The 641-nt window shown below is 71.6% G+C and carries 1 protein-coding gene; it reads left to right on the top strand.

Features of this window, described 5'->3' with window-relative positions; genetic code table 11:
- A partial coding sequence (locus C667_RS23690; protein WP_004391789.1) for an FAD-dependent oxidoreductase occupies positions 1-641 on the top strand: 641 nt, incomplete at both ends.

A 641-nucleotide genomic window follows, 5' to 3' on the forward strand; every position in this document is an offset into this window, starting at 1 on the left:
GAACACGGCGCCGGCCTCCGCACCTGCACCATCCGCGGCGTCCGCCGCTCCTGCCGCCACGCCGAGCGCCGCCCCCGCGGCGGCGAGCCACACCGGCGCGGCCGATGCCGAATACGACCTGGTCGTGCTCGGCGCCGGCCCGGGCGGCTACTCGGCGGCCTTCCGCGCCGCCGACCTGGGGCTCAAGACCGCGATCATCGAGCGCTATGCGACGCTGGGCGGCGTGTGCCTGAACGTGGGTTGCATCCCCTCCAAGGCGCTGCTGCACGTGGCGGCGGTGATCGAGGAGGCCGAGCATGTCGACAAGGCGGGCATCGTGTTTGCAAAGCCGACGGTGGACGTCGACGCGCTCCGGAAGCACAAGGACGGCGTGATCGGCAAGCTCACCGGTGGGCTCTCGGGCATGGCCAAGGCGCGCAAGGTCGACGTCATCCGCGGCTACGGCAGCTTCCTCGACCCCCACCACCTGGAAGTCGAGGAGACCACCGGCGCGAGCCAGGACAAGACCGGCGCGAAGAAGGTGGTGAAGTTCAAGCACTGCATCATCGCCGCCGGCTCGGCCGCGGTGCACCTGCCCTTCCTGCCGCGCGATGCGCGCATCGTGGATTCGACCGGCGCGCTCGAGCTGCGCCAGGTGCCGG

It is taken from the genome of Thauera phenylacetica B4P (assembly GCF_000310225.1).
Taxonomy (GTDB): domain Bacteria; phylum Pseudomonadota; class Gammaproteobacteria; order Burkholderiales; family Rhodocyclaceae; genus Thauera; species Thauera phenylacetica.